The 3,966-nt window shown below is 72.6% G+C and carries 4 protein-coding genes; all 4 read right to left on the reverse strand.

Features of this window, described 5'->3' with window-relative positions:
- Positions 1-93 precede the first annotated feature (93 nt).
- Positions 94-1,611, reverse strand: a complete 1,518-nt coding sequence (gatB, locus tag AC08OU_RS23355; RefSeq protein ID WP_476602205.1) for an Asp-tRNA(Asn)/Glu-tRNA(Gln) amidotransferase subunit GatB — start codon at positions 1,609-1,611, stop codon at positions 94-96.
- A gap of 12 nt (positions 1,612-1,623) precedes the next feature.
- Positions 1,624-1,818, reverse strand: coding sequence for a hypothetical protein (locus AC08OU_RS23360; RefSeq protein ID WP_476602204.1), 195 nt, complete (start codon positions 1,816-1,818; stop codon positions 1,624-1,626).
- A 94-nt stretch (positions 1,819-1,912) separates the two neighbouring features.
- Positions 1,913-3,439 carry an Asp-tRNA(Asn)/Glu-tRNA(Gln) amidotransferase subunit GatA gene (gene gatA, locus AC08OU_RS23365; protein ID WP_476605820.1) on the reverse strand — a complete coding sequence of 509 codons (1,527 nt, stop codon included), beginning with the start codon at positions 3,437-3,439 and terminating at the stop codon, positions 1,913-1,915.
- Positions 3,440-3,452: 13 nt separating this feature from the next.
- Positions 3,453-3,749: an Asp-tRNA(Asn)/Glu-tRNA(Gln) amidotransferase subunit GatC gene (gene gatC / locus AC08OU_RS23370; RefSeq protein WP_462188741.1), complete on the reverse strand. Its 297-nt coding sequence runs from the start codon at positions 3,747-3,749 to the stop codon at positions 3,453-3,455.
- Positions 3,750-3,966 lie beyond the last annotated feature (217 nt).

Below are 3,966 nucleotides of genomic sequence, written 5' to 3' on the forward strand. Positions count from 1 at the left end.
CCTGCGAACCATCTGAAATACGAAAAATCGGGGATCGGGCGGGCGAGGGCCGGGAAAGCGAGGGCAGGGGAAGGCGAGGGCCGGGAAGCGGTGTCAGGAAATGCCGAGGCGCTCCAGCAGCAGTCGCCGCACGGTCGCCGCGTCCGCCTGGCCCTTCATCGCCTTCATCACCGCGCCCACCAGCGGGCCGACGGCGTTCACCTTGCCGCCGCGGACCTTCTCGGCAATGTCGGGGGCGCCGAGGAGCGCCGCGTCGACGGCCGCAGTGAGCGCGCCGTCGTCCGCGACGATCGCCAGCCCACGGCCGGCGATCACCTCGTCGGGCGCGCCCTCACCGGCGAGCACCCCGTCGATGACCTTGCGGGCCAGCGCGTCGGTGAGCTCACCCGCGGCCACCAGCGCGGTGATCCGGGCGACATCGGCCGGGGTGATCTTAAGATCGCGCGGCTGGAGACCGGCGTCCGAGGCACGCCTGGCCAGCTCGTTGAGCCACCACTTACGGGCGGTCGCCGGGGCCGCGCCGGCGGCGACGGTCTCCTCGACCAGGTCGAGGACCGCGGCATTGCGCAGGTCCTGCAGATCCCGCGCGGTGTAGCCGTGCTCGGCGATCAGCCGGGCCCGGCGCGCCGCGGGCAGCTCCGGCAGGCCAGCCCGCAGCCGCTCGACGTATTCCGCGGGCAGGGCCAACGGGGTGAGGTCCGGCTCCGGGAAGTACCGGTAGTCGGTGGCCTCCTCCTTGGACCGGCCCGACGAGGTGCGGCCCGACGCCTCGTCGAAGTGGCGGGTCTCCTGGATGATGCGCCGGCCGTCGTCGAGCAACGCGACCTGCCGGGTGATCTCGTAGCGCACCGCGCGTTCCACCGACCGCAGCGAATTGAGGTTCTTCGTCTCGGTGCGGGTACCGAAGGGAGCGTCCGGGCCGCCGGGCGCCGGCCGCGGGCGCAGCGAGACGTTGGCGTCGCAGCGCAGCGATCCCTGCTCCATCCGGACGTCGGAGACGCCGAGCGCCCGGATCAGTTCCCGCAACTCGTCCACGTAGGCCCGGGCCACCTCGGGGGAACGCACGTCCGGTTCGGTCACGATCTCCACGAGCGGGATGCCGGCCCGGTTGTAGTCGACCAGCGAGTGGGTGGCGCCGTGGATGCGGCCGGTGGCGCCGCCGACGTGCAGCGACTTGCCGGTGTCCTCCTCCATGTGCACCCGGGTGATGCCCACCCGGTGCACCTCGCCCTCGACCTCCACGTCGAGCCAGCCGTTCGTGCACAGCGGCTCGTCGTACTGGCTGATCTGGAAGTTCTTCGGCATGTCGGGATAGAAGTAGTTCTTGCGCGCGAACCGGCACCACGACGCGGTCTCACAGTGCAACGCGAGTCCGATCATGACCGCGAAACGCACCGCCGCCTCGTTCACCACCGGCAGGGAACCCGGCAGCCCGAGGCACACCGGGCAGACCTGGGTGTTAGGCTCGGCACCGAAGGCCGTCGCGCAGCCGCAGAACATTTTGGAAGCGGTGCCGAGTTCGACGTGCGTCTCCAAGCCGATCACCGGCTCGTAGCGGGCCAGAACGTCGGAGTAGGACGGCAGCGCGCCGGCGGGAGCCACTGTGCTCACCGGATGAACTCCTCATGGATCGCTGGATGGGCGGGTGTCGCGGACGTGCACGTAGGTGAGGAACACCGCGGCCGGTAGGCCGAGCACTCCCCAGAGGAGCAGGACCGGGTTGAGCGTGGCGATACCGAGGCCCAGCACCAGCACGGTGAGCAGCCACACCACGCCCACCAGGAACCGGTCCTGCCGGCCGCTGCGCAGGCTCACCATCGCCGTTTCCCGCCCTTCCCTCGCGGCCGGCGGCCCGTCACCGCGGCCGCCACCCCCGGAACACGGATGACCCGCGAGACTGCCGGGCGCCCGCTCACAGCGCCGGGACCTCGTCGAGCAGCGGATGGCCGCGTTCGGCGTCCAACGCCTCCTCCAGCGCCCCGCCGACCCGGTAGAGCCGGTCGTCGGCGAACGGCGGCGCCATGATCTGGATACCCACCGGCAGCCCGTCCACGAGCCCGGACGGCAGGCTCATCGCCGGGCCGCCCGCGAGGTTGGACGGGATCGTGCACAGGTCCGACAGGTACATGGCCACCGGATCATCGACCTTCGCGCCCAGTGGGAAGGCCGGCGTCGGGGTAGTGGGCGAGACCAGGACGTCGACCTGCTCGAACGCGGCGGTGAAGTCGCGGCTGATCAGCGTACGGACCTTCTGCGCCTGGCCATAGTAGGCGTCGTAGTACCCCGAGGACAGGGCGTAGGTGCCCAGGATGATCCGCCGCTTCACCTCCGGGCCGAAACCGGCCTCGCGGGTGCGGCTCATGACCTCCTCGGCCCCGGCCCGGCCGTCGTCGCCGATCCGCAGCCCGAAGCGCATCGCGTCGAAGCGAGCCAGGTTCGACGAGCACTCGCTGGGCGCGATCAGGTAATAGGCGGGCAGCGCGTAGCTGAAGTGCGGGCAGCTCACCTCGATGACCTGGGCGCCCAGGCCCGTCAGCGCCTCGACCGCGGCAGCGAAGGCGGCCTCGGCCCCCGGGTCGTACCCGTCGCCGGCGAACTCGCGGACCACGCCGACCCGCATACCGCGGATGTCGCGCTGCCGTGCCGCCGCCACGACCGCGGGAACCGGCGCGTCGACGCTCGTGGAGTCCAGAGGATCGTGGCCGGCAATCGCGGCGTGCAGCAACGCCGCGTCGGTCACCGTGCGGGCCAGCGGGCCGGCCTGGTCCAGCGAGCTGGAGAAGGCGACCAGCCCGTAGCGGCTGACCCCGCCGTAGGTGGGCTTGACCCCGACCAGACCGCAGACGGCGGCCGGCTGACGGATGGAACCGCCCGTGTCGGTGCCGAGGGCGAGCGGCGCCTCGAAGGCGGCGACGGCCGCGGCGCTGCCGCCGCTGCTGCCGCCGGGGATGCGGGTGACATCCCAGGGGTTGCGGGTCGGCCCGAACGCCGAGTTCTCGGTTGACGAGCCCATGGCGAACTCGTCCATGTTGGCCTTACCCAGCAGGACGACGTCCGCGGCCCGCAGCCGGCTCACCACCGTGGCGTCGTACGGGGGGTGCCAACCCTCAAGGATGCGGCTGCCGCAGGTGGTGGGCATCCCTCGGGTGGTGAAGACGTCCTTGAGCGCCAACGGCACCCCGGCGAGCGGCCCGAGGCGCTCCCCGGCCGCGCGCCGGTCGTCGACCGACCGGGCCGCGGCGAGCGCGCCGTCGGCGTCCACGTGCAGGAAGGCGTGGACGGTCTCGTCGACCTTGGCGATGCGGTCCAACGCCGCCCGGGTCGCCTCGACGGCGCTCAGCCTGCCGGCGGCGATCGCGGCCGCCGTCGCGGCGGCGGACAGGCGCACGACGTCGGTCGTGCCGGGAGGTGTCGGGTTCTCCGTCATGTTCTCCGTCATGCGGGCGGCGACCTCATTCGTCCGGATCGAGGATGCGGGGCACCCGGAACCGCCCGTCCTCGGTGGCGGGGGCACCGGCCAGGGCCTCGGTGACGGGCAGCGACGGGCAGATGGTGTCCGGCCGGAAGACGTTGGTCAACGGCACGGCGTGGCTGGTCGGCGGGATGTCCGCGGCGGCGATCTCGGAGACTCGGGCGACCGCGGACAGGATCGCCTCGAGCTGCGGTGCCAGCGCGTCGAGCTCGTCGCCGGTCACCGACACCCGCGCCAAGCGGGCGAGGTGAGCCACCTCGCCCCGAGTGATCGCCATGGCGTGTGGCCCCTTCGTAGGCGGTGGGCACGGGGCCCGTGACTGGTCCTGGGCGCCGCGACGGATGCGGGAACCGGAACCGGGAGAGGCCGGATGCACCCCTGGGGCGCCCCGGGCGGACGATCGGGACCGGACGCATCGCCGCGTCGACGTGATGTCATCGTACGGGCCGCGGCGGGACCCCCCGCGGGCGCCGCCCCCCGCCGCTCCCCTGGCC

The sequence above is a fragment of the Frankia sp. CcMO1 genome, assembly GCF_977945845.1.